The 24,938-nt window shown below is 70.5% G+C and carries 18 protein-coding genes; 7 read left to right on the forward strand and 11 right to left on the reverse strand.

The window, feature by feature from the left end; all coding sequences use genetic code 11:
* Positions 1 to 118: 118 nt before the first annotated feature.
* The gene (locus ACFWY6_RS26060; protein WP_384694880.1) at positions 119 to 1,981 is read right to left on the reverse strand and encodes a glycosyltransferase family 87 protein; all 1,863 of its coding nucleotides are present in this window, start codon (positions 1,979 to 1,981) and stop codon (positions 119 to 121) included.
* 321 nt (positions 1,982 to 2,302) lie between these two features.
* Positions 2,303 to 5,584: a D-alanyl-D-alanine carboxypeptidase gene (locus ACFWY6_RS26065; RefSeq protein ID WP_384694883.1), complete on the reverse strand. Its 3,282-nt coding sequence runs from the start codon at positions 5,582 to 5,584 to the stop codon at positions 2,303 to 2,305.
* A gap of 205 nt (positions 5,585 to 5,789) precedes the next feature.
* On the opposite strand from ACFWY6_RS26065, the gene ACFWY6_RS26070 reads away from it, so the two are divergent.
* The 3 genes from ACFWY6_RS26070 to ACFWY6_RS26080 all read left to right on the forward strand — a co-directional run bounded on the left by ACFWY6_RS26070 (position 5,790) and on the right by ACFWY6_RS26080 (position 8,287).
* Complete coding sequence (locus tag ACFWY6_RS26070) at positions 5,790 to 6,554, forward strand: GPP34 family phosphoprotein (protein ID WP_363269944.1); 765 nt, start codon at positions 5,790 to 5,792, stop codon at positions 6,552 to 6,554.
* A gap of 446 nt (positions 6,555 to 7,000) precedes the next feature.
* On the forward strand, positions 7,001 to 7,858 hold the full coding sequence (locus ACFWY6_RS26075) for a helix-turn-helix domain-containing protein (protein ID WP_384694887.1): 858 nt from the start codon (positions 7,001 to 7,003) through the stop codon (positions 7,856 to 7,858).
* A gap of 219 nt (positions 7,859 to 8,077) precedes the next feature.
* Positions 8,078 to 8,287 (forward strand): DUF397 domain-containing protein, encoded by a 210-nt coding sequence (locus ACFWY6_RS26080; protein WP_360779995.1) that lies wholly within the window; start codon positions 8,078 to 8,080, stop codon positions 8,285 to 8,287.
* A 140-nt stretch (positions 8,288 to 8,427) separates the two neighbouring features.
* Here ACFWY6_RS26080 and ACFWY6_RS26085 read toward each other — a convergent pair whose 3' ends face one another.
* Positions 8,428 to 9,276 carry a hypothetical protein gene (locus ACFWY6_RS26085; protein WP_384694891.1) on the reverse strand — a complete coding sequence of 283 codons (849 nt, stop codon included), beginning with the start codon at positions 9,274 to 9,276 and terminating at the stop codon, positions 8,428 to 8,430.
* A gap of 89 nt (positions 9,277 to 9,365) precedes the next feature.
* Here ACFWY6_RS26085 and ACFWY6_RS26090 point away from each other — a divergent pair, with 89 nt between their 5' ends.
* Both ACFWY6_RS26090 and ACFWY6_RS26095 read left to right on the forward strand, forming a co-directional pair.
* Complete coding sequence (locus tag ACFWY6_RS26090; protein ID WP_384694892.1) at positions 9,366 to 10,157, forward strand: SDR family oxidoreductase; 792 nt, start codon at positions 9,366 to 9,368, stop codon at positions 10,155 to 10,157.
* 278 nt (positions 10,158 to 10,435) lie between these two features.
* Positions 10,436 to 12,016, forward strand: coding sequence for a sodium:solute symporter family protein (locus ACFWY6_RS26095; RefSeq protein ID WP_384694893.1), 1,581 nt, complete (start codon positions 10,436 to 10,438; stop codon positions 12,014 to 12,016).
* Between the two features lie 75 nt (positions 12,017 to 12,091).
* Here ACFWY6_RS26095 and ACFWY6_RS26100 read toward each other — a convergent pair whose 3' ends face one another.
* The 6 genes from ACFWY6_RS26100 to ACFWY6_RS26125 all read right to left on the reverse strand — a co-directional run bounded on the left by ACFWY6_RS26100 (position 12,092) and on the right by ACFWY6_RS26125 (position 16,534).
* Positions 12,092 to 12,871, reverse strand: coding sequence for a VOC family protein (locus tag ACFWY6_RS26100; RefSeq protein WP_384694896.1), 780 nt, complete (start codon positions 12,869 to 12,871; stop codon positions 12,092 to 12,094).
* A 170-nt stretch (positions 12,872 to 13,041) separates the two neighbouring features.
* Complete coding sequence (locus ACFWY6_RS26105; protein WP_384694898.1) at positions 13,042 to 14,187, reverse strand: ADP-ribosylglycohydrolase family protein; 1,146 nt, start codon at positions 14,185 to 14,187, stop codon at positions 13,042 to 13,044.
* A 160-nt stretch (positions 14,188 to 14,347) separates the two neighbouring features.
* The gene (locus ACFWY6_RS26110) at positions 14,348 to 14,608 is read right to left on the reverse strand and encodes a hypothetical protein (RefSeq protein WP_384694899.1); all 261 of its coding nucleotides are present in this window, start codon (positions 14,606 to 14,608) and stop codon (positions 14,348 to 14,350) included.
* Positions 14,605 to 14,952, reverse strand: coding sequence for a DUF6247 family protein (locus ACFWY6_RS26115; RefSeq protein WP_384694902.1), 348 nt, complete (start codon positions 14,950 to 14,952; stop codon positions 14,605 to 14,607). The genes ACFWY6_RS26110 and ACFWY6_RS26115 overlap by 4 nt, the downstream gene beginning before the upstream one ends.
* 101 nt (positions 14,953 to 15,053) lie before the next feature.
* Entirely contained in the window at positions 15,054 to 15,845 is a 792-nt protein-coding gene (locus ACFWY6_RS26120; protein ID WP_384694905.1) for a helix-turn-helix domain-containing protein, read from the reverse strand.
* Between the two features lie 251 nt (positions 15,846 to 16,096).
* Positions 16,097 to 16,534: an ATP-binding protein gene (locus ACFWY6_RS26125; protein WP_384694906.1), complete on the reverse strand. Its 438-nt coding sequence runs from the start codon at positions 16,532 to 16,534 to the stop codon at positions 16,097 to 16,099.
* A gap of 156 nt (positions 16,535 to 16,690) precedes the next feature.
* On the opposite strand from ACFWY6_RS26125, the gene ACFWY6_RS26130 reads away from it, so the two are divergent.
* Together ACFWY6_RS26130 and ACFWY6_RS26135 are read left to right on the forward strand one after the other, a co-directional pair.
* On the forward strand, positions 16,691 to 17,539 hold the full coding sequence (locus ACFWY6_RS26130) for a helix-turn-helix domain-containing protein (protein ID WP_384694909.1): 849 nt from the start codon (positions 16,691 to 16,693) through the stop codon (positions 17,537 to 17,539).
* Complete coding sequence (locus tag ACFWY6_RS26135) at positions 17,536 to 17,799, forward strand: DUF397 domain-containing protein (protein ID WP_384694912.1); 264 nt, start codon at positions 17,536 to 17,538, stop codon at positions 17,797 to 17,799. The genes ACFWY6_RS26130 and ACFWY6_RS26135 overlap by 4 nt, the downstream gene beginning before the upstream one ends.
* Here ACFWY6_RS26135 and ACFWY6_RS26140 read toward each other — a convergent pair.
* Entirely contained in the window at positions 17,781 to 21,089 is a 3,309-nt protein-coding gene (locus ACFWY6_RS26140; protein WP_384694913.1) for a tetratricopeptide repeat protein, read from the reverse strand. The genes ACFWY6_RS26135 and ACFWY6_RS26140 overlap by 19 nt on opposite strands.
* A 141-nt stretch (positions 21,090 to 21,230) precedes the next feature.
* Positions 21,231 to 24,581: a tetratricopeptide repeat protein gene (locus ACFWY6_RS26145; protein ID WP_384694916.1), complete on the reverse strand. Its 3,351-nt coding sequence runs from the start codon at positions 24,579 to 24,581 to the stop codon at positions 21,231 to 21,233.
* Positions 24,582 to 24,938 lie beyond the last annotated feature (357 nt).

Consider the following 24,938-nt stretch of genomic DNA (forward strand, 5'->3'; position numbering starts at 1 on the left):
CCCGGCCGCCCGGGGGCACTCCGCGGGGGGGGCCCCCCCCCCCCCCCGGGCCCCCGGGGAACTGCGCGACCAGCCCCCACCGGCCCGCAGGTTCATCACCGCGCTTCCGGCGGAGCGTTCAGCGCACGCTCTCCCGCAGCTCCTCCGGGCAGGCGGTGCCGCGTGGCAGCTGGTAGGGGGCGCCCAGGCGGTAGACGCCGGGGCCGGGGGCGAGGAGTTCGGTCCACTTGTCGCCGTCGGCGTTCTCCTCGGCCTCCATCAGGCAGCCGTTGAGGTTGTCGAACTCCTTGGGCAGGTCCTCGTCGGCCTCGCGCCGCCGCTTGGACTCCTCGGTCTCCACGGGCCGCTCGACGCCCTTGCCGTCGGCGTCCACGATGCTCAGCCACGGCGAGTACGGGATACGGACCAGGACCTTGCCCGGCTTCTTCACCTCGATCGTCCACTCGCCCTGCTCGGCGCGCTCGACGACGGCGGGCGGATCGGCCAGCGGATTCGGGTTGATGACCTCGTACAGCTGCCAGTTCGAGTCCACCCACACCTGCTTCAGATACGGCAGGCCCTTCTCGATGAGCGCGGCCTCGCGCTTGCCGCCGTCGCCGTCGGGCTCGCCGTTGGGCACCACCACGAAGTGCACAGACCAGCGCTGCAGCCACTCGTGGTAGTTGGCCGAGTTGAGGGTGTCGTCGTAGAAGAGCGGGTTGCGCTCCATGTCCGCCTGCCGGTTCCAGCCGCGGGCGAGGTTCACGTACGGGGAGAGCGCGGAGGCCTCGCGGTGGCTGCGCGCGGGCACCACCTCGACGCGGCCCTTCTCCGCACCGACCTCCTGAAGCTCGTTGACGATCGGCGCGAGCTCGCGCGTCCAGGTCGCGGCCGGTGTCGTGTGGACGACGTCGTCCCCGGCCTTGAACCCGACCCAGCCGATGAAGCCGACTATGGCCACCACGGTCACGTACCACTGGCGGGACTTCGGCACGGCGTACGGCAGCGCGGCGAGCAGCACGACGCCCGCGAAGGACATCGCGAGGCGGGTGATGTTCGAGCCGATCTGCGAGCTGACGAGCCAGACGCCGAGCACGAAGGCCGCGTACACGGCGGTCGTGATCCGCACGGTCTTCCACTGCTTCGGTACGGCGTAGAAGACGAACCCGGCGTAGAGCAGCGGCAGCGAGGCCGACCCGAACGACATCGGCTGCGTACCGGAGAACGGGAAGAGCCACGCGGAGACACCGACGACGGCGGCCGGCGCGAGCCCGAGCGCGTACGCGCCGGGGTAGCGCTTGCTGAGGAACAGCGCGACGGCGACGAGCCCCACGAAGAGCCCGGCCACCGGGCTTCCCATCGTCGCGAGCGCGGCGAACGGCGCGGCCACCAGCGCCTTCGCCCACCGCTTGTAGCGCCAGCGGTGGGGCCAGCAGAAGACGGCGGCGACCGCCATGAGCGCGAACATCTGGCCGAGGCCGTACGTCACACGGCCCGACACGGCGTTGCAGAACAGCGCGAAGACGCCCGCGAGCGCGGGCCACAGCGGCTGCTTCACCGCACGGCTGCGGATCAGGATCATCGTGAGCAGCGCGGCGGAGAGCGTACCGGCGACCATCATCGTGGTCCGCACGCCGAGCACCGACATCAGATACGGCGAGATGACGCTGTACGACACCGGGTGCATCCCGCCGTACCAGGCGAGGTTGTACGCGGAGTCGGGGTGCCGTCCGGCGAACTCCGCCCAGGCGTCCTGGGCGGCGAGGTCTCCGCCGCCGTTGGCGGTGGTGAAGAACCAGACGAGGTGCAGCACGGCCGCGGACACGGTCGCGATGGTCACCGGGTGCCGCAGCAACCGGCGCGGCCAGGGGGCCCGTTCGGGCGCCGCCGGCTCGGGGCGGCGCTGGGCGGGCAGCTGTATTCGTGCGCCGGTGCGCGACGTTCCACCGGAGCCGGGCTCAGGATCCGCGTCGTCGGCTCGCGTCGGCTCCGCTGTGGCCACTGAAGGCTCTCCCCGTGTTTGTTCCTGTCCTGGGGGCGAGCGCCTGGGGGTTCGTCCCGGAACACCCCTTGACTCATCCCGGCGTACTGCCCCCGAGCTTGTGACGCTAGCACGCAGCGCGGAGGTAGGCCCGGGGTGGTGTCGCACCCCGGGAAGGGTCCGTCCGACTTCGGCCAACGGCGTGCGGCCGCTTGGCGTAGGTCCGGTTGCGGCCGCGGACGCGGCGTGCGTCGGTGACGCGGAGCCCGGCGTGCGCCGTTGTTCTCTTTGGCGACGCCGGGCTCTCGGCCTGTGTCTCGGCCTGTGTCTCGGCCTGTGGTGCTAGCCGACGCGCTTCAGCTTGGCGCCGAAGCCCGGTTCGGTCAGGTCGCTCTGGAGGGCGACCGGCACCTCGATGGCACCGCCCTTGCCGTCGCCGACGCTCAGCACACCGACCTTGGTGCCGGCCTTCGCCGAGTTCGGGATGGTCTTGCCCTTCTCCGCGTCGAGCTCCAGCTTCACCGTCAGACCGGACCAGCCGACCGCCGACACGTCCTCGGTGGCGACGACCGGGGTCGAACCGCCGAGCCCGTCCTCGACCTCTCCGACGACATCGCCCTTCTTCACGATGGTCTTCGCGGTGAGCGCGCCCTGTCCGGCCTCGATGAGCTTGCGGGTGACGCCGGTGACCTCGTCGATGTTGGCCACGCCGTTGTCGCCGTACTGGCCGAGGGCGGCGCCGATGATCGTCTGCGTCTTGCCGCCGACCTTCTTCTCCGCGGCGAAGAGGATGTTGCCGCCGGCCGCGGTGGTGGTGCCGGTCTTGATGCCGATGGCGACGGTCGGGACGAGGCCGAAGAAGTTGTTCTGCTTGTCGCCGTTGAGGTCCTTGTAGCTGGGCTGGCGGGAGATCTCGTTGAAGACGGGGTTCTCCATGGCCGCGCGGCCGAGCTTCACCAGGTCCTCGGCGGTGGAGACGGTCGTCTTGTCGAGGCCGCTGGGGTCCGTGTAGTGGGTGTTCTTCATCCCCAGCTCCTTGGCGGTCTTGTTCATCTTCGCGACGAACTCGTCCTCGGAGTTGCTCTTGGTGTCCCAGCGGGCGAGCAGCTTGGCGATGTTGTTCGCGGACGGCAGCATGACCGCCTGCAGCGCCTCGTACTCGGTGATCTTCTGCCCCTCGGTCACCTTCACCACGGACTCGTTGGCCGGCTTGCCCGTCTCGTAGTGCTTCTGCGCGGCGGCGTCGACGGGGATCTTCGGGCCGGGGTCGCCCTTCTTCAGGGGGTGGTCGCGCAGGATCAGGTAGACCGTCATGACCTTGGCGATGCTCGCGATCGGTACGGGCTTCTGGTCACCGGAGGTCCCGAAGCTGCCGATGCCGTTGACGTCCATCGCGGCCTGGCCCTGGCCCGGCCACGGCATGGACGGCTTGCCGCCGTCGAAGCTGACGGTCTCCTGCGCGGTGAGCTTCAGGGTGGGCGTCGGGAGCGGCCGCACTGCCTGTACGACCGCAAAGACGATCACGAGGAGCAGGACCAGCGGCGTCCAGATCTTCACCCGCCGCACGGCGGTGCGGACGGGGGTCTCGGCCGGCGGCGGGGTGTTGGTCAGCTCGGCGAGAAGATCCAGCGGCGGCTTGGGCGGCAAGGGCTGCTGGGTGGTGCGCTCGGGCCCTACGTTGCCTGGCGTGGACGCATTGCCTGGCGTGGGCGCATTGCCTGGCGTGGGCGCCTCGGACTTGGCTCCGGTACCGGCGGGCGTGCCGGGCTGCTCGTCGAGGGGCTTGAGCGCGACGAACTTGCTGGTGCGCTCGGCGTCACCCTCGGGCTTGGGGGCGGTTTTGGAGTCGCCCCCGGCCTTCGGGGCGGACTTGGGGGCGGACTTGGCGTCACCCGTCGCCGCGCCACCCTTTGCACCAGACTTTGCATCACCCGCATCGGGCTTTGCCGATTCACCCTTGCCGCCGGGCTTGTGGTCCCCGATCTTGAGCATGGTGGTCGGCTGATCGACCGCCTTGGGGGGCAGCGCCCGGAACACGGCGGTGGCTTGGTCGACGCCCGGGGACTTGGGGGTCTTGGGGTCGGCGCCGGGGGTCTTGGGGTCGGCGTCGGACTTGGCGTCGTTGGATCCGCCGTCGGGCTTGGGGTCGTCGCTGGGCTTGGCGTTCTTGGCGCCGCTGTCGGGCTTGGCGTCCTTCGAGCCGCCGTCGGACTTGGCGTCCTTGGCGGCTGCGGGGGCTTGGTCCTCGGCGGGGGTGTCGCCCTTCGCGGGGGCGGCGCCCTTGGCCTGGGCGTCGCTCTTCGCGGGGGTCTTGGTCGCTTCCGGGGCGTCGTCCACGGCGGAGGCATCGTGCTTGGCCGGGGCGTCGTCGCCCTTGGCGGTAGCAACGGACCCGGCGGAGGCGGCGTCCGAGCCGGGGGTCTTGGTCCCTCCCGCAGCGTCGCTCACAGCGGAGGCGTCGCCCTTGGCGGCGACCGCCTCAGCAGGGCCGGAGTGCTCGGCGGCGGAGTCCGCCTCGGCCGAGGTGTCGTCCGTGGCGGGAGTCTTGTTCGCGCCCAGGGCGGCGCCCACGGCGGAAGCATCGCTCTTGGCCGAGGCCTCGTCGTTGGCAGCGGGGGCGGCGCCCTCACCCGCGGAGCCCTTCTCGGCAGTGGCGTCGTCCGTGCCGGGGGTCTTGGTCCCTCCCGCAGCGTCGCCCTTGCCAGCAGCCTTGCTCGCTCCCGGGGCGTCATCCGCGGCGGAAGCGTCATCCCTGGCCGGTGCGTCGTCCGCAGCGACGTCTTCGGCTTCGGCAGAAGCGTTACCCCCGGCGGAGGCCCCATCCGTGGCCGAAGGCTCGCCTCCGGCAGGAGAGTCGTCCCCAGCGGGGGCTTCGGCCTTCGCGGCAGCAGGAGCGTCGCCGTCGGCGGAGGCATCCCCCTCGGCAGCAGCGCCACGCTCGGCAGGGGAACCCTGCTCGGCGGCAGCTTCGCCCCCGGCCGGAGCCTCATCGCCGGCGGAAGCGGCACCCTCGGCAGAGGTGCTCGCGGCGGAATCTCCACCCTCGGCAGCCGTGCCCGCGGCGGAATCTTCGCCCTCGGCGGCGGATCCGCTGCCGGCAACAGCGCCGCCCTCGGCAGAAGCACCACCCTCAGCAGGAGCGCCCTCCCCGGCAGCACCCTCGCCGCCCGCGACCCACGCGGCGACCGCCGCCCGCAGTCGCGCGTCGCCGCTCGACTCGCCGCCGGCAGCCTCCGCGGAGCCCGAACCTTCCGAGGACTCCGACTCCGCAGAGGACCCCGAAGCCTCCGAGGACCCAGCAGCCCCAGCAGACCCCTCGACCCCAGCGGGACCAGCAGCCCCCGCAGACTCCTCAACCCCGGCGGGACCAGCAGTCCCGGCAGGCTCCGCCGCCCCCGCAGAATCCGCTGCCCCCGCCTCCGTCACCGCCTTCGTGGAGAAGACCGCCGTCGCCGAGTCCTCCTCCCGTGCCGCGGGGACCTCGCGGGCCACCGCCAGGCGCGGGTCCGCGCCGGAGGTCGGGGTCGGTTCAGCGGTCGGGTTCCCCGACGACTTGCCAGACGACTTCCGCTGCTTCGACCTGTCGGGGGTCTCGCCCGCCACCGATGCCTCCTCGTACGCCATGCCGTATGCGTATTGCGTTGCCGTTACGCCAAAAACAGGCCGGACCCGCTGTCCGAACCATGTACCAGTGTCCTGTGTGAGGGCTTAACCCCCGTGGTAGACGAGAACGACATACCTACTGGTTCCCGTACTTACCGGTCACGCACCCTCGACAGACCAATGTGAGAGGGGTCACCCTGTCATTCATCCACGCGGGGAGGCATGGATGGGCAGGAGCCGCAGAACAATTCCGGAGGAGCTTCTGCTGCTCGCTTTGGACCCGGCCACGGGTACCACAGCGCAGCCGCAGTCGCTCGACCTCGGTCTGGCCGGAGCACAGCTAGTGGAGCTGGCGCTGGCCGGACGGATAGCCCCAGACGGGGATCGTATCGCCGTGGTGATGCCACGGCCGACCGGAGATCCGACTCTGGACTCCGCACTGGAACTGCTGCGCAGGCGCGGCAGCCCGGTTCGGGCGGTCCACTGGATTGGCGGGCCCCGACTGGGGCTGCGCCAGATCTACCTCGCGCACCTGGAGCGGTGCGGCATGGTGCATGCCGTATCGGGCCAGATGTGCGGCGTGCTGCCGACGACTCGCTACCAAGCGACGGACACGGCCATCAGCCGGGACATCAGGGCCCGGCTGGACAGCGCGATCCGCACCGGCGTACCGCCGGACCCGCGGACCGCGGCGCTCGCCGCGCTGGCCCATGCGGTCGGACTCGGCAAGCACCTGTATCCCGGGAACGAGGGGCGTTCATCGCGCTCCAGGCTCCGGGATCTGATCAGGCACGACCCCATGGGCGGCCTCGTGGCGCACGCCGTGATGGACGTCCAGAACGGCGTGGCCGCTCAGCCGCGCCGCAGCCCGGCCCCAGCGGGACCGGGCGGGCAGGGCGGTGGCCGGCAGGCGGCCAGGACCGCTCCGGAACCAGGCGTGGTCCCGATGCAGCCACGCCGCGGATCCATGGCACGCGCCGTGGCCCACTGAGCCCGGCCGGGCGCGATCCCGGCCGAGCAACCAGCAGTCCACGAGCAACAGGCAGTCCAGCAGTAACGAACCAGCAGAACCGCTCAGCATCGAGTACGACCCAGCACCGCAACAGCCACGCCGCACCGCAGTCCCCCAGACCCGGTTCGGGAGCCGCTGGGCCGCGCGGGGCACCGGAACCGGACCGTCCGGACGACGACACCGGTGCCACCGCCCCGCGCGGCCGCACATCAGCACGAGGAACACCAGCTGCACCAGATACACCTGGTGCACCAAGCACGCCAGGCGCCGAGCAGTCGGACCGCACCCCTCACACCAGTCCTCACACCAGCGTTCACCCCGTCCGCACATCGGCCGTTTCCCAGCGGTGCGCGGCGCGATGGTGGCACTCTGCTGAACAGCAGACACGCAAAGTAGAGGCATGTCGTAGTCGGAGGTGCACGTCCGTGGCGTCCAATGTCAATCCCACCGTCCGGCGACGCCGGTTGGGCCAGGAGCTTCGTCGGCTCCGCGAGCTCAAGGGCATGACGGCAGAGGAGGTCGCCGAGCGCCTGCTGGTCTCGCAGTCGAAGATCAGCCGCCTCGAGAACGGCCGCCGCTCCATCAGTCAGCGCGACGTACGCGATCTGTGCGGTGTGTACGACGTCGAGGACCACCGCATCGTCGACTCGCTCATGCAAATGGCCAAGGATTCCCGCCAGCAGGGCTGGTGGCACTCCTTCGGCGACATCCCGTACAGCGTCTACATCGGTCTGGAGACGGACGCCGCCTCGTTGCGCGTGTACGACCCCCAGGTCGTCCCCGGCCTTCTGCAGACCCGCGCGTACGCCGAGGCGCTGATCACCGGCGCGCTGCCGGAGACCACGCCGACGGACATCGAGAAGCGTGTGCAGGTCCGCGTCCGCCGCCAGGAGCGCATCTCCGCGCCGGAGAATCCTTTGCGCTTGTGGACCGTCCTCGACGAGTCCGCGCTGCGCCGCGTCGTCGGCTCCAAGCATCTGATGCGCGACCAGCTGGAGCATCTCGTGGAGCAGTCACAACTGCCGCACGTGACCGTCCAGGTGATCCCCTTCGACATGGGCGCGCACCCCGGCCTCAATGGGCAGTACGCGATTCTCGAGTTCCCTGACGCGGCGGATTCCAGCGTCGTCTACATCGAAGGCGTCACAAGCGATCTCTATCTGGAGAAGGCCAACGACGTCCAGCAGTACAGCGTCATGTACGAGCATCTGCGGGCACAGGCCCTGAATGTGGATCATTCACGCCAACTCATCGCGGACATCGCGAAAGAGTACGCGCGCTGAGTGATCGGCCGAGGGCCCTCGCGGGGAAGGCGCCGCACGGTACACCTTTCCCGCATCGGGACGGAAGACCCCACTGGAATATGCCATCCGGTTGAGTGAACGGTCCCTTCACGCACCGATGTTGGCGAGTAGCGTCATTCACGCCATCAAGCAACAACTGCTGGCACAACCGCTCACAGCGGTGACCGCAACTCATCAACTGGGCAAACCGGAGTAACCATGGCAATTCACCAGGGCGCTACGAATACGTGGGTCAAGTCCTCGTATTCCACGGGAAACGGCGCATGCGTCGAGGTCAAGTCGCCTCTTTCGACGGCGATTTCGGTCCGGGATTCGAAGGTCACCGAGGGCCCCGTCCTCGCCTTCCCCGCCGAATCGTGGAGCGCATTCGTCTCCGAGGTGAGCCGGGAGACGTCACCCCTCGGCTAATACGCGCCACCCCGAGATCAACAACCTCATACGCACCACCGATTGAGCCCTCTCGACTGGCCCGCCGTCCCGGCCGAGGGGGCTCGGCTTATTTCCGGAAACCCGCTACCGGCTACGAGCCACGAACTACGAGCTACGAGCTACCGCAACTGATCCACATACGTGTCCGTGCCCGGCACCGTCGGAATGAACGGCGCCACGAGCTCCACCCGGCCGAGGCCCGATTCCGCCACCGCGTCCACGCGCCCCGCGAAGTGCTCCTGCCAGCACTCCCGCGGATCGACCTGCAGGAACCAGAGCAGCGTGAGCCGCGTGTCGACGCCCTCGACCTGCTTCACGTACGTCATCCGGTCCCCCGGCAGCGGAGTCGGCCGGAAGATCGTCACCATCGCGGCAGGAGACCCGGAGAGCGCGCGCGGCAACTGCTTGGCCCGCAGCCACTCCAGCAACTGGGCCCGCTGCTCCCCCGATTCGGCGTCGACGACTTCGAGCACCAGGCCTTGGTAGGGATGGTCGAGCGCGTGGAAGTCGCGCGGCCCGGCCGCGCCGTCCCGGTAGACCGTCGCCTCGTGGTCCTGGAAGGCGGTGAAGACGTGCGTACGGTCCTGATAGACCCGGGCGTCGCGGTTGAGCCGCTTGTTGATGCCGACGGTCCACTTCATGTGGTCGTCGTAGCGCCCTTCGGTGACCCAGTACGTGGAGAGATAGCAGCCCGCCGTCACCGGCTGGGCGACCGCCGACTTCTCCGGGTGGCGCAGGAGTTGCAGCTCGCGCGGCGCGACCCAGCGGCGTCCGGCGTACATCCAGGGCATCGCCATCGCGCCGGCGTAGTAGTGGTCGTCCTCGTACCAGCGGTTGTACGCGTACTCATGGCCCGGATGCGGCTCGACCATGGTGATCAGGGCGTGCCCCGGGTGCACGCCGTAGGGCCCGACGGCGGCCAGTTCGGCGTACGTGTCGCTCGTATCGCTGCGAGTGTCTTCGCCCATGCCTCTCCCCTGCCTTCCTCTTCCTTCCTCCGGTGGACGCCCATACTCTGACGCCCCGTCAGCAAAACTGCCATAGCCGGGAGGCGCCCATGCCGTCGTCGCTCCTCGAAGGAAAGACCGTCGTCGTCTCGGGAGTCGGCGCCGGGCTCGGTCATCAGGTGGCGGCCGCCGTGGTGCGCGACGGCGGCCGTGCCGTCCTCGGGGCGCGCACGGAGGCGAATCTCGCCAAGTCGGCCGCGGAGATCGACCCCGAGGGCGCGCGCACCGCGTACCGCGCGACCGACATCACCGACGAGGCGCAGTGCGAGGCCCTGGCGCGGCTCGCCCGCGAACGCTTCGGCGGGATCGACGCGGTGGTCCATGTGGCCGCCTGGGACAGCTACTTCGGGGGCATCGCGGACGCGGACTTCGCGACCTGGCAGCAGGTGATCGACGTCAATCTGCTCGGCACCCTGCGGATGACCCGGGCCTGTCTGCCCGCGCTCAAGGAGCGGGGCGGCTCCGTCGTCTTCATCGGTACGCAGTCGGCCGTCGCCGCGCCCTCCCAGGTCCGCCAGGCGGCGTACGCGGCGTCGAAGGGGGCGCTGACCTCAGCGATGTACTCGCTGGCACACGAGGTCGGCCCGCACCGCGTACGGGTCAACACCGTTCTCCCGGGCTGGATGTGGGGCCCGCCGGTCGAGGCGTACGTCCAGTTCACCGCGCACACCGAGGGCGTGCCGGAGGAGGAGGTACGGGACCGGCTCGCGGCGCGGATGGCGCTGCCCGAGCTGGCCACGGACGGGGACGTGGCGGACGCGGCGGTGTTCCTGGCGTCGGACAGGGCGCGGGCCATCACGGGGCAGTCGCTCCTGGTGAACGCGGGGGAGCTGATGCGGTAGCCGCCCCGCTGCCCGCTCGCGGGCGGAACTCTCCACGGCCGTACGGGACTTGCTTCCCGTACGGCCTTTTCGTACCCGATGATGGTCAAGGATGTGAACGCAGGTCAGTAAACAGAACGATTTTACTTGCTCTTGACCTCACGGGCGGTTGTCCGCGCCCCACGGCCGAACCCACGATGAGCGGGCACTTCAAGGCCGCCCACGTCCGTATGTCACGAAACTGGCGAAGTGCACGGCATTTCTGCGCAGTTCACAAGGCGGACCCCTGGAGGGGGCACATGAACAGTCTCGACTGGGCCGTGCTCATCGGCTACTTCGGCGTGATGGTCGCGATCGGCGTCTGGTCCCACAAGCGGGTGGACAACGTCAGCGACTTCTTCACCGCGGGCGGCAAGATGCCCTGGTGGCTCTCGGGCATCTCGCACCACATGTCCGGCTACAGCGCGGTGATGTTCACCGGGTACGCGGGCATCGCGTACACCTACGGCGTGACGTCCTTCGTCACCTGGTCCTTCCCGATCGCGCTCGGCATCGCGATCGGCGCCAGGCTCTTCGCGCCGCGCATCAACCGGCTGCGCTCACGGCTGCACGTGGCATCGCCGCTCGAGTACCTGAAGAACCGCTACAACCTCCCTACCCAGCAGGCGCTCGCCTGGTCCGGCATGCTCCTCAAGATCGTGGACGTGGGCGCGAAGTGGGCCGCGATCGCCACGCTGCTCTCCGTCTTCACCGGCGTCTCGCTCAACCAGGGCATCCTGATCACCGGCGCGATCACGGCGGTCTACTGCACGATCGGCGGCCTGTGGGCGGACGCGCTCACGGAGTTGGGCCAGTTCATCATCCAACTCTTCGCGGGCGTCGCGATGTTCGTGGCCGTCGTCCTCGAACTGGGCGACCACGGCGGCTTCTTCGGCGTCTGGGACGAGCCGGAACTCGCGGGCCACGGAAAGCCGCTGGTCGGCCCGTACGGAACGGTGTTCCTTCTCGCCTTCCTGTTCATCAAGCTCTTCGAGTACAACGGCGGCATGCTGAACCAGGCGCAGCGCTACATGGCGACCTCGGGCCCGAAGGAGGCCGCGCGCTCGGCCCGCCTGTCGGCGGCGCTGTGGCTGGTGTGGCCGGTGGTCCTGTTCTTCCCCATGTGGATGTCGCCGCTGCTGGTCGACGCGAAGAACCCGGACGGCTCGGACGCGTACGGCCTGATGACCGAACAGCTCCTTCCACACGGCCTGTTGGGCCTCGTCATCGTCGGATTCTTCTCCCACACGATGGCCATGTGCTCGTCCGACGCCAACGCGATCGCCGCGGTCTTCACGCGGGACGTGGCGCCGGTCCTGTCCAGGAAGGCCAGGCAGTGGAACGAGCGCTCGGGCCTGATCGCCGCCCGCCTGACGACGGTGATCTTCCTGGGCCTGTCCATGGCGGTGGCCACACAGGTCAACTCGCCCACGTTCAAGGACATCATCACGGTCGTCATCAAGTGGGTGGCCGGCCTGATGGGTCCCATCGCGATCCCGATGATGCTGGGTCTGCTGCGGCCGTTCCGCAAGTCGGGCCCGACGGCGGCACTGACCAGCTGGGCGCTTGGCCTGCTTGCCTTCTGGCTGGTCAACTACCCCATCAACTGGAGCGTCGAGGGCGGAGTGCCCCTGGAGTACCAGGTCTCGATCCCGCTGGCGGTATCGCTCTTCCTCTACATCCTGATCGGCTACGTGAAGCCGGAGGACACCCCGGAGCGGGACGCGATCATCGAGCGCGTCAATACGGACGATGACGGCTCCGCCGGTTCAGCGGCTGTTCCTGCGCCGGCGGCCCCGGAGGACGAGGCATTGGGCACCCGGCAGCGCCCCGTACCGTAAATCACCGGCTCCGCCGAGTTCGTCCTCAAACGCCGGACGGGCTGAAACCAGCCCGTCCGGCGTTTCAGGAGCCCGTCAGGCGGCCCGGGGCGCGGGCTTGAGGACGGCGAAGGGCGCGCCGTGGGGGTCGGCGATCCAGGCGATCCGGCCGACGTCGGGCACGTCCGACGCGGGCATGATGACCGAGCCGCCCGCCTCCTGCGCCCGGCCGACCGTGGCGTCCGCGTCGGCCACCGCGAAGTACGGGATCCACCGCGGCTCCATGCCCTCCTGGGCCGGGGCGAGGCCGCCGAACGAGGCGTCCTGCTGGTCGCCATCGGCGGTGGACAGCACGGTGTAGGTCATCCCGGGCGCCTCCATCTCCTGAGACCGCCAGCCGAACAGAGCGCGGTAGAAGGCCAGCGCGGCCGGCACATCATCGATGTGCAGCTCGGCCCAGAGCAGCGTGTCGTCCTGGGACGTCGCTTCGAGGCCCTTCACCGCGGCGGGCTGCCAGACGGAGAAGTCGGCGCCGCCCGGGTCGGTGAGGCACGCCATCCGTCCGGCTTCCATGACGTCGAAGGGCTCGACCCGTACGGTCCCGCCGGACTGCTCGACCGCCTTGGCGGTGGCGTCCGCGTCCGGCGTCTGGAAGTACACCGTCCAGGCCGGGCTCGCGCCCTCCTCGGTGAGCGGACCCAGGCCGGCGACCGTCTTGCCGTCCTTCTGGAAGAAGCCGTACCCGCCGGCGTCGGGTCCCGCGGACTGGAAGTCCCACCCGAAGACACCGCCGTAGAACTCCGCCGAGGCCGCCGTGTCGGGGCTGCCGAGGTCGATCCAATTGGGTGCGCCGGTGACGAAGTCGGTGCTGAGCATGTGACGTGCCTGCCTTCCGCGGGTCTGGCCGGGTGGACGGGCGGTCCGCTGCCGTGCCAGTGCGCTCCACTCCGGAGGGCGAACCGGCCCATAACGGATGGTAGCGACAGGGCCCACATCGGGCATACGGAAAGGCGTACGGAAAAGCGGGACCCCGTAGGAGGTCGGCCCTACCGGGGATACCGCGCCAGCCACCCCGGCGCGGAAACCGCAGGGCCGTGCAGCGCAGGCCCCTGCGTCATCTCCATCGCGAAATCGTCCGCCAGCTCCAGAATCGTGGGCCGGCCCTCCAGCTCGGTCAGCCAACCGGGAGGCAGTGCCGTCTCTCCGTGCAGCGCCCCAAGGAGGGCCCCGCACAGTGCCCCGGCGGCGGCCGACACACCTCCGTGGTTCACGGCGAGACGCAGGCCGTGGCGGATGTCCTCGCCGACCAGGGCGCAGTACACGGCGGCGGCGAGCAGTCCTTCCGCGGAGCCGTCCCCCAGCAGTTCCTCCACGCGGGCGGCCGACGGCATTCCCTGGCGCACCGCCCCCAGCGCGTGCTTCAGCGCATCGGTGACGGGCTGGTGCCCCGGCCGCGCGGCAAGGAGCGCGAGCGCCCGCTGGATGGCGCCGTCGAGGGACTCACCCCGGGCGAGCCCGTGCACGAGCACGGCGTGCGCCCCGGCGGCGAGGTAGGCGCTGGGATGGCCATGGGTCTGCACGGCGCACTCCACGGCGAGCTGCAGCACCAGCTGCGGCTCCCAGCCCACGAGCAGCCCGAAGGGTGCGGACCGGGTGGCGGCCCCCGACCCCTTCGACTCCAGGTTCTTCGGCGCCTCCAGCGTCCCCATGGCCTCGTCCGCGAACCCGACCAGGCAGGCCCTGGCAGGCGAGCGCCGCGAGTAGAGCCACTCTTCCCTCGCGAGCCAGCCGTCTTCCTTGCGGCGCTCGTCGGGCCCCCAGTCGCTCTGGGTGGCGGCCCATCTTCGGTACGCGCGGTGCAGATCGGTCGGCGGATGCCAGGCCCCGGTGTCGCGGCGCACCTGGGCGCGTATGAGTCCGTCGACGGTGAAGAGGGTGAGCTGGGTGGCGGCGGTGACAGCGCCGCGCCTGCCGTGCGCGGGGGCCAGTTCGGTGAGCCCGTCGGTGCCGTGCGCCTCCCGGATCCCGGCGAGGCTCAGCCCGTCGACGGGCGCCCCGAGCGCGTCGCCGAGAGCGGCCCCGAGGAGCGTGCCGCGCACCCGGCTGCGAAAGTCCTGCTGCTCGGCGCGGCCCCAGACCCCGGTGGCTGCTGCGGTGCTCACGGCACCTCCTCCCCTGCTCTCCCCCTGCATGTCTGCGCAGCACTGTAATCGACCGGGAACTGTCGATTCAGGGTCGATGCGATATCTAGGGAGTCGCCCTTGAGATCACTTTTGACCGGCGTTCACCAGGCCTTTTCAAGTTCACCGGGCCTTCTCATACCGGGGAGGGAATTGCCGCAGGGAACCCTGATCATCCGCACCAAGTGACGTTGCATACGTAGACGCATGTGTGGCGCGGCACAGCGAGAAAACTGATGAAGCCGCGCCCGCCGAGAAGATCGAACTCTCTGAGCCCACCCTCACGGTCCACGGGCCTGCCGACCTTTACGGCGTCGTGTCCGAGCGCCGCCAGCTCGGTGACAAGTCGTTCGACCTCCGCGACGACACCGGGCGGCAGTCCGTCAGTGATGTACTCGGCACTCGGGTTGTAATCCCAGGTCCAGTCCGTCATAGGCCTGCCTCGGCCTCTGCCGACTCTCGAATCTCGCGGATCTCGGCGATGGCCTCCGCCGGGTCCTGCTCCCCCTCGCCGACGATCCGCTCCAGCTCCCGCAGCCGGGCGGCGCGCTCCGGGTGCCGCTCGGTCGCGACGAACACGGCCCAGGAGTGGACGAAGGCCCGCAGCGGCGCGAGGCTCTGCGTCTGTTGTGCGTTCGTCGTGGCCTCGAAGAGGTGCTGGGTGAGCGCGGGGATCCTGCTGGGCGCGATACGGGCGACCGCTGCCCTCAGCGCGTCCGGCGTGAGTTCAGGCATGGGGATCAGGGGTCCGTACGGGCCGTCGGGCTGCGCGCTCACGGTGACCTCCAGTGCGGGTGGTTCGGTCCTCGTACGGTACCGGCGGAGTCGACGGTGCGGGGCTGGGGCGGAGCTGGTCATGAGACTCGCCTCTCCGGTTCTCACGCCGCCGCCACGCCTGGTGAACGGCAGTCCCGGCACTGGCCCGGCTGTGCGGCCCGGAAGGCCCGGTCGCAGCCTTCGCAGGTCTGGAGCGGGTTCGGGCGGGGCGCCTCCGATGTGTCGGGGAGAGGTGGTGGCAGCAGGGCCGTGAGGCGGTGGGCGAGGAAGGCCGTCGGGTGGCGCAAGGGTTCCGGGGGCAGCCCGGACGCCAGCGTTTGCTGTACGTCGGCGGGGGCCACGCCCCGCTCCAGCCAGGCCGCCGCAGCGGGCGCGAGGCGGCGTACGTCCCGCTCGGTGAGCAGCAGGCGCGGGTCGCGGGCTCGCAGCCCGGACAGGAGCTCCGCTGCGGTGCGGTGTCTGTCGAGGTCCGGCTCCGACGGAGCCGCCGGTTCGGGGTCCGGCACGGGGACCACGACGGGGCGCACGACGGGGCATACGGACTTCGGCTTGTTGTACGAGGTCGTCCGGGTCACGATCCGGCCTGACGGCAGCCGTGTCTTGGTGCGGGACAGGTAGCCGTGCGCCTCCAACTCCCGCAGGGCGGAGGCGATCCGCGTCTCCCCTTCGGGGAATCTGGCCGCCAGCGCCTTGATGCCGACGGGTGCGCCGTCGGGAAGGGACTGCATGTGCGTCGCCAGACCGATCGCCGTCAGGGACAGCTCGGCGTGCTGGGCGAGGTGATTTCCGACCACGGTGAACTGTTCGCTGTGGTGTTCCACCACGTGGTCAACGCCGGGTCGGGAACGGGCGGTGCGGGCGCGCAGGGGCGCGCTAGGGTGCTGTTCAGCCATGGGGGAAGAGCCTCTGATTTCTTCCTCGATGTCAGGCCCTCGTTCGGGATTGCCGTCCCGGCGGGGGCCGTCTCATGTTCGGTTGTCCTGAGTGGTTCGTTCGCGGCTGACGTTGCACCACGAAATCCCTTGAGCGCCAGTTGAGTTGGCGATGACCACCCTTGTGGGTGACGGTGGGTACGGGCGGGGTGGGGTGGGGTTTCCCCAGCCCTTTACCCAGTTCTTTGTCTTTGGCGTCGGGCCGCACCGGGTCACGCCGCGCCGCGATCCGGCAGCAGGGCGAGTTCCGCCCAGACCGTCTTGCAGGGGGCGGGGCCTTCGCCCACGCCCCAGCGGTCCGCGTACGCCGCGACGAGGAGCAGGCCTCGCCCCGACTCCGTGTACGGGCCGTCCGGGTCCGGGGTTCGCGGGAGCCGGTCGCCTCGGGGGTCGGTCACCTCGATACGGAGCGTGTCGACTGCGTCGAGCGTGAGGGTCAGGCGGAAGTCCCGTCCCGGCACGCGCCCATGCAGGGCCGCGTTCGCGGCGAGCTCTGCGGCGATGTGTTCCGCCGCCTCGGACGGCCGCCGCCAGTCGGCGAGTTGGCGCTCCGTGAGAAGCCGGGCGAGGCGGGCACCTCTTCGCGTCGCTGAGAGCAGAATGCTGAACTGCCGGGTGCGGACGCCGGTTTGGGTGACTTCTTGGTTCATGTCACTCAGCGTGGCCGTGCGTGCGTACGCTGAACAGCGATGACGCCCATGCGTACGTGACTGTCCAGCGGCTGTCCTGACCTGTACAGCCTGTCCGGCGTGACGCTGCGTGCGTAGGAACCGTTGGGGACGGGCGGCACGGCGGAGGTGGACGCGGTGAACACTGACGGTACGGACGAGCCCGGCTGGGACGTCGATCCGGAGGACGAGTCGGGGACGGTGATCGCCGTCGGCCGCCAGATCAGGCTCTGGCGGGAAGCGGCCGGGCTGGGAGCAGCCGAGTTCGGCAGAGCCGTGGGGTACGGCGAGAACCTGGTCTACAAGATCGAGCGGGGGAAGCGGATTCCTCGGCCGGAGTTCCTGGACAAGGCGGACAAGGTCCTGGGCGCGGGCGGGAAAATCGCCGCGATGAAGAAGGACGTGGCGGAGGCCCAGTACCCGAAGAAGGTCCGGGACTTGGCGAAGCTGGAGGCTCAGGCGGTGGAGCTCGGCGCCTACAGCAATCACACGATCCACGCGCTGTTGCAGACAAGGGAGTACACCCAGGCGATCTTCGGCATGCGGCGTCCGCTGTACTCCGAGGAGATCATCGAGCGTGAAGTCGGAGCCCAAATGGCCCGGCAGGAGGTCATCGACCGCACGAAGCCAGAGCCTGTCTTTAGCTTCGTACAGGAGGAGGTCACGCTCCGGCGGCCCATTGGAGGGAAGACGGTGCATCGGGGCCAGTTGGAACGGCTCCTGGACATCGGACAGTTGCGCAACGTCGAGATCCAGGTGATGCCCACCGAACGCGACGATCACGCGGGACTAGGAGGCTCCTTCCGGCTGTTCAAGCTCAAGGGCGGCGCCACCCTCGGCTATGCGGAGGTGCAGCACGTCAGCCGTCTTGTGACCACTCCCAGGGAGGTGCAGTACTTGGAGATGCAGTATGGAAGCATCCGGGCGCAGGCTCTCACCCCCCGAGAGTCACTGGCCTTCGTCGATGAACTGCTGGGAGAGACATGAGCATCAACTCCGTTACGGGCGACGGCTCCGAGCTGGAGTGGTTCAAGAGCAGTTACAGCAGCAACGAGGCTGGCTCCGACTGCATCGAGGTGGCCTGGCGGAAGAGCAGCTACAGCACGGCCGACGGTCCCGACTGCGTCGAAATCGCCCCCACCCCCCACACCATCCACGTACGCGACTCCAAGAACACCCAGGGGCCCCAGCTCACCTTCGCGCACACCACCTGGGCCGACTTCCTCGCCTACGCGTACCGCGCCTGAAACGCGTCCCGCGCCGCGACGACCCTCGCCAGGCGTGGGGCCAGGCGGGAGCGGTCGGCGCCAGGGGCGCGGAGGATCTCCGTGAGGAGGTCGGCGTGTTCGGCCAGGTCGTCCCACTCCACTTCGGGTGTGTCCGCGGCGAGGACGCGCGCGAGCTGGGCGTCCAGGGCGTCCCAGTCGCCGAGGGCCGCGGCAACCACCGCCGGCCAAGGCTCGCGCAATTCAGGCGGAGATTCCGCGGCACGGATCAGACCGGCGACTTTCTCCCACAGCGCGCGGGCCGCCGCCAAGCCCTCGGAGCCGGACACGGCCAGAGCCGAGAGCCGCGCCCACGCTTCCTCATTGCCCTCGCCCACCGTCCACGCGACCCTGCGTGCCAGGTTCCACTGCCCCGTCATGCGGTACGCCTTGGCCAACGCCCAGGCGCACTCCGGGCTTTCCGCGACCCCGTCGGCAGACATGGCGGTCAGTGCCCGGTCTGCACGCCCCAGCCACAAATGGATCTCGGCGGTCCTGCAGTGCGCCCAGTCTGGGTCCTCGCCGATCTGCGCATAGCGCGCTAGGTGCGCCAGGGCCTGATGCAAGCGGCCGGCGACCGCACAGGCTGCGGCCCGCCGCTCCAGCGCCCAGGCAAATTCGGAGTTGATCTCGATGGCATGGTGTAGGTCCTCAAACGCCCGTTCATAGCAGCCAAGTTGTCGCAGCGCATCGCCTCGGACCGCAAGGGCCTCCTCATATCGAGGGTCCAGTTCGAGTACCCGGTCCAGATCGGTGAGCGCCTCCTCGTACCGACCCAGGTGGCTCAGCGCCGCACCGCGCTGGTACAGCACCCCAGCGTTGTCAGGCAGCAGGTCGTTGGCCCGATCGGCGTCGACGAACGCCCGGTCGTGCTGGGACAGGGCTCGGTGCGCCATGGACCTGTAGGCCAACGCAAAGCCATTGGCGGGGGCGAGTTCGATTGCGCGGTCCAGGTCCGCCAGCGCCTCGTCCTGCCGATCAAGGTCGCTCAGGGCGGCGCCACGGCCCACATAGGCCATCGCGTACTCACCGTCGAGTTCTAACGCCCGATCGTAGTCGGCGAGGGAGGCCTCAGCGCGGCCGGCTTGGCGCAGGGTGTCGCCACGCTCATGGGCGACCGGGGCCCACTCCGGGGCCACTTCGACCGCACGGCTTATGTCAGCCAGAGCTTGCACATGGTCCTGGCGACTGGTGCGTACATGGGCTCTGCACCTCAACGCCCATAGATAGTCGGGGGAGATGTCGAGCGCACGGTCCAGATCGACCAGCGCCTCGTCCCCCCGCCCCGCCCCGTACCGCGACATGCCCCGGTCCACCAGGATCTCCGTATTCGCAGGATCGAGCTCCAGCGCACGGCTCAACTCCCGGACCGCCTCTTCGTAGCGTCCCAAACGCCGGTACGCGTCGCCCCGCAGGGCAAGATTCGGGGTGTAATCGGGCCTCAGCTCGTCCGCCCGGTCCGCCAGGGCGAGCGCGGAGACAGGATCGTCCTTGTACATGTACGTGAGCGCCTTGCCGTAATGCGCACGCGCGAGCTCCGGATCGAGGGCGATGGCCCGGTCGTACTCGGCCAGCGCCTCGGCGTACGCACCGCTCTCCCGTAGCTCCTTTCCCCGCACCATCAGCGCAAAGGCCCGCCCCCGCTCATCGAACCCACCCCGGTCGATCAGCAGCCGAAGCGCAGCAGCAAGCCCCGCCCCCTCCGCCAGAGCAGCCAGCAGCGCGCGCCCCCACTCCCCGGCCGCCCCCGCCTGCGCATCCTCCCCCGCATCCACCAGAACCTGCGCCCAGTGCCGCGCCACCACCTCACCCGAGTCACACGCATTGACGGCATCCCTGAGAACAACCGGCAGCGCCGTCCGCACCCCCGCGCACAGCAAGTGATAAGACTCCGCGAGCCGCAGCTCGCGCCAGGGCTCGTCCGACCACAACTTCTCGGGGTCCAGGCCCACTTCGGCTTCTTCCCGCCACCTCCCGAATGTGGCCGCAAGCCCCCGGTGTGCCTTGACCCACTGCCTGGGCGAACCCGTCCGCTGCAGTCGGAGCATCGGCGCCCGCACCACCGCGTGGTACTGCACGCGATCGCCCCGGTAACCGATGAACGGCAGACCCCGGAGCCAGCCGAACAGCCCAGGCACCTCCGACTCCGCGCAGACCCCGTCCACCGCCGCCCTGAACACATCCGCGTCGATCCGCCTCGGCAGCGCGCACGCCAGCGCCACCGCCCTGCGCACGGGATCCCGCTCCCACTTCAGGAAACGCTCCACAGCCGTGGCGCTCGGATCGCCCACGTCGTCCGGATCGGCCGGCCGCCCCTCTGCCAGGGTGGAGACGAGCACGGGCAGGCCGCCGGAGAGCCGCAGCACCTCCTCGACCACCGGCTCCGCGACGATGCCCTTCCCCGCGAGGAGTCCGCGGGCCTCCAACTCCGTGAAGGGGCCCAGCGGTACATCCGTGACGAAGTCCCCGTAGCCGCCCCACCTGGCGGTGTCGAAAGCGTGCTGGCCGGCGGTCACGACGACCACGGTGGCGGGCAGCACGCCATGCCGGTCGGTCAGCATCACGTCGTGCAGCCAGCCGTCGAGGAACGGCGCCGTCCTCTCGTACGTATCGAAGAACAGGACGATCCACGGGGCGGCCTCGGACGCGTCGGCCAGTTCCTTCAGGAGGACCGGTGTGAGGACCTGCTCCGGAGACATGACCAACTGGACGTCGTCCTGGCTGCCGAATCGCGCGCCGACACCGGCGCGCACCCGGTCGAAGCCCTGGGCGATCGGGGCCGCGTCCAACGCGCCCGCGAATGATCCGACGCCCGGCACGAGCCCGAGGCCGACCAGGCCCGCGCGAGCCGCCGCCATGCTGCCCGCCGACGGGGACGCGCCCTCGGGGGCCGGCTCCTGCTGCGAGTCCAGCGCCTTCACGAACGCCGACTCCGCCTCATGGCGGCGTTCCCGGTAGGTGGCAAGAAGCCGGTCCAGCGCCTTGCACTTGCGTTCCTGGAGCGCGAACTGGGAGCTGATCGCGGCCATCGCCTCGGGCACGCTGCCCACCGCCTCATCGACGTAGGCGGTCAGGGCGCCGCACTCCCGCGCCAGCTGCTCCAACTCCCGTACCAGCGACGTCTTTCCTACGCCGCCGATCCCGTGGATGTGGAACAGGAACCGGTGCCGGTCGTCCTCCAGCGGCACCTCGAAGTTCTCCCGGAACGCGGCCAGTTCGCCATGGCGGCCGACGAATCCCACCCGCCCGCGCCGCCGTATCAGCTCCTGCATGGACGGCCGCCTGTCCGAAGAACCGGACATCATCGGCTGCACCTCCCCCGTGCCCCCGAATGCGCTGCCTACAGTTTTCCACCGCCCGCTCGCCGTTGGAACTGCGAAGACCGCCGATACACCGACACCCCGGCGCAGGCTTCACGCATACCGCTCCCGAATCGCCTCCCGAGCCGCCGTCACCCGGCCGAGGCGCGGCGCGAGCCGGGCCCGGTCGGCCCCCGGCGCATGGAGGAGTTCCGTCATGAGCTGGGCGAGCTCCGCCAAGTCGTCCCACTCCTGCTCGGACGTGACGAAGGCGGTGAGGTGGGTGTCCAGGGCGGGCCAGTCGTCCTGGGCCGCGGCGACCATGGCCGCGGAGTCGGCGTCCGGCTCCCCGTCGGCCGAGCGGGGCAGGCAGGCGAACAGTTCCCGCCAGAGCGGGGCCGCGGCCGCCGCTCCCCGCTCGCCGCTCTCCGCGAGGGCCAGGAAGCCGAGGCGGTCCACCTCGTCGGACATCCGGCGGGCCGCCTCGCGGGCGAGCGACCAGCGGCCCGTCCTGCGGTGGACCGCGGAGAGCTCCTCGAGCAGGTCGGTCTCGTCCGCGCCTGCCGCCACGGCCGCGGAGATCTCAGCGAGCGCCTCCCGAGGGCGGCCGCACCACAGGTGGATGCGTGCGGCGTTCTCATGTCCCCAGGAGGAGTCGGTGCTGACTTCGTTGTAGCGCGCCATGTCGGCCAGGGCGCGCTCGATCCGTCCGGTGGCGCGGCAGGTGATCGCGTGCCGCATGAGGTACCAGCCCGCGTCGGGGTCCAGCTCCAGGGCGCGGTCCAGGTCCTCGAACGCTTCGGTGTAGCGGCCCTGTACGTGCCGGACGGTTCCGCGCTTGCAGCGCGCGTTGCCGTAGTCGGGGTCCGCATCGACGGCCTTGTCGAGGTCGGCGGCCGCTTCCTCGATCCGCCCGAGGCCGTGCAGCGCGTCCGCGCGGCAGTAGAGGCACCAGGCGTCGCCGGGCAGCAGGGTCACGGCCCGGTCGGCGTCGGCGAGGGCACGCTCGTATTCGTCCCGGTAGCAGAGCTGCCTGCTGCGGTGGGCGAGCGCCCACACATAGTCCGGGGCGAGCTCGATGGCCCGGTCCAGTTCCGTGAGCGCCTCGTCGTCCTGGTCCAGGATGGAGAGGGCGACGCCCCGGCCCGCATGGGCGGTGGCGTCGTCGGGGACCAGTTCGATCGCCCGGCCGTACTGGTCGAGCGCCTCCTGCCACCGGCCCGCGGCCCGCAGGGCGTGGCCGCGCATCCGTACGATCCAGGCCCACTCGGGAGCCAGTTCCAGGGCACGGTCGAGATCCGCGACGGCCTGCTCGTGCTCCCCCCGGTCGCTGCGGACCGATGACCGCTGCGCCAGCGCCCACGCATACTCCGCATCCAGCTCGACGGCCCGGTCGAGGTCCGCGAGCGCCTCTTCGTTCCGGCCCAGTGCATGCCGGGCGACGCCCCGGTCCGCCCAGGGCATCGGGTCCGTCGGGTCGCGTTCGATCGCCCCGTCCAGATCCCTGATCGCCGCGTCGAAGTCCCCGAGCAGCCGGTGGGTCTCGCCCCGCAGCGCGAGCACCCGGTCGGCGTCGGGATCCAGTTCGTAGGCACGGTCCAGGTCGGCGAGCGCCGCCGCGTACTCCTCGCGCAGCTTGTGCGTGAACCCCCGGCCGAAGTACGCCCGCTCCTGCGCCGGATCGAGTTCGACGGCCCGGTCGTACTCGACGAGCGCCCGGTCGTACTCGCCGCTCTCGCGCAGCTCACGGCCGCGCAGCGTACGAGCAAGGGCCTGCCCCTCGGTGTCGAGCCCGGCCCGGTCGAGCAGCAGGCCAAGGGCGTCGACCGGTGAGCCGTCGGCGAGCTCGGCAAGGAGGTCGCGGCCCCACTGGCCCACGCCCTCCGCCTCGGCGTCGTCCCCGGCCTCGGTGAGCAGCTGCGCCCAGCGCCTTGCCATGACCTCGCCCTTGTCGCAGGCGTCGACGGCGCCCCGCAAGGCATGCGGCAGCGCGCCGCGCGGGTCGGCGCACAGCTGGTGGTACGCCTGGGAGATGCGCAGCTCCCACCACGCGTCGTCGGACCACAAGTCGTCCTCGGTGGCGCCCTGTTCGGCCTCGGCCCGCCAGCCGCCGAACAGCTCGGCGAGCCGCTGCTGCTGTCGCGTCCACCCCCGTGGCGAGCGGTTGCGCTGCAGCCGCAGCATCGGCGCGCGCACCACCGCGTGGTACTGCACGCGGTCGCCGCGGTCGCTCACGAACGGCAGGGCGCGCAGCCACCCGAAGAGCCCCGGCGCCTCGTCATCCGCGCAGTCCACGGCCGCCCGGAACACATCGCCGTCCAGGCGCCTCGGCAGCGCGCAGGCCAGCGCCGCCGCCCGGCGGACGGGGTCCGCCTCCCACTTCAGGAACCGCTCGACGGCCGTCGCGCTCGGGTCGCTCACGTCGTCGAGGTCGACCGGGCGCCCCTCGGCGAGCATCGAGACCAGGACGGGAAGACCGCCGGTGAGCCGCAGCACCTCTTCGACCACCGGCTCCGCGGCCACCCCCTTGCCGGCGAGCAGCCCGCGCGACTCGAGCTCGGTGAACGGGCCGAGCGGCACATCCGCCATGAAGTCCGCGTAGCCGCCCCAGCGCGTGGTGTCGAAGGGCCGCTGGCCCGCCGTCACGACGACCACGTTGGCGGGCAGCGCGCCGTGCCGTTCGGTCGTCATCACCTCGTGCAGCCAGCCGTCGAGGATCGGCGCCGTGATCTCGTACGTGTCGAAGAACAGCACGATCCAGGGTGCGGCGGCCGCGGCGTCCGACAGCTCGGTGATCAGGACCGGCGTGAGGACCCGCTCCGGGGAGAGGACCAGCTGGACGTCCTCCTGATTACGGAAGCGCGCGCTCAGGCCCGCCCTCAACCGGTCGGCGCCCTGGGCCAGTTGGGCGGGGTCGACCGCTCCGGCGAAGGCGCCGACGCCCGGCACCAGGCCGAGGCCGACCAGGCTCGCGCGGGCGGCGGCCATGCTGGCGGGCGAGGGGGACGGCTGCGCGTTCAGGACGGGATCGGGTCCCGGCCCTGCCGCCTGCTGGGCTTCGAGCGCGGCCGCCGCTGCCGCCGACACCGACTCCGCCTCGTGCCGCCGGTCGCGGTGGGCGGCGAGCAGCCGGTCGAGATCCTTGAACCGCCGCCCCTGGCGGGCGAATTGGGCGCCGATCGCGGACAGCGCCTCCGGCACGCTGCCGACCGCCTCGTCGACGTACGCGGTCAGCGCGCCGCGATCGCGGGCCAGTTGCTCCAACTCCCGTACCAGAGAGGTCTTTCCGACGCCCGCGTTGCCGTGCACGTGGAAGAGGAAGCGGTGCCGCTCGTCGTCCACCGGCAGGTCGAAGTTCTCGCGGAACGCGGCGAGTTCATCCCGGCGGCCGACGAATCCGGCCCGCCTGCGCCGGCGTATCAGCTCCTGCATGGACGGCCGCCGCTCCGCACCCCCGGACGCCATGGGCCGCACCTCCCCCGAAAGTCCCCGCGCACGCCTGCCGCCGTCTGCCCTGCGCACAGTCTTCCACCACGCGCCCGCGCGGGGGCCGAAACCGCGGCACCCGCACGGTCACCAACACCCGGCGCCGTAAAGATGAACCTGCGATGTACAACCATCCCGCCAAGGCGCTGGTCTCCCTTACGTCACAGCAGTTTCCCCACAGGAGGACCAGTGCGCCGTTCCCTCATCGCCGCCGCCGCGGCAGCCGCCATCGCGACGCCGCTCGCCGTCGTGGCGACGACCGGTTCCGCGGCGGCGGCCCCCGAACACCCACCCACTCCGGTGACCGACTTAAACAAGGACGGGTACGCCGACCTC

It is taken from the genome of Streptomyces sp. NPDC059037 (genome assembly GCF_042740015.1).
Taxonomy (GTDB): Bacteria; Actinomycetota; Actinomycetes; order Streptomycetales; family Streptomycetaceae; genus Streptomyces.